The sequence below is a fragment of the Parafrankia sp. Ea1.12 genome, assembly GCF_900465275.1.
GTDB classification, from domain to species: domain Bacteria; phylum Actinomycetota; class Actinomycetes; order Frankiales; family Frankiaceae; genus Parafrankia; species Parafrankia soli.
Window position 1 is genome coordinate 1 of the sequence record NZ_UBIZ01000714.1, and the last position, 245, is coordinate 245.

The 245-nt window shown below is 73.5% G+C and carries 1 protein-coding gene; it reads left to right on the forward strand.

The window, feature by feature from the left end:
* Positions 1-245: transposase (locus tag FMEAI12_RS35895; protein WP_146776867.1), on the forward strand; the 245-nt coding region annotated here is incomplete at both ends.

Here is a 245-nt window from a genome sequence, read left to right on the forward strand (position 1 = left end):
GGGCAGGGCCCGCTGGGAGAAGGACCCGCAGACGGGGAAGTGGTCTGCGGCGGCCGATCGCTGGCACACCGGATTCGTCGACGCCGCAGGCTGCGGCGGTCTGCTGGGGCAGATCGAGGGACGGGCCACCGGTGATGTGCTGGCCTGGCTGGCCGGCACCCCGCTCGCCTGGCGCCAGGCCATCCGGTTCGTGGCCATCGACATGTCACCGTCCTACCGGGCCGCCGTGCGCACCGGCCAGCCTA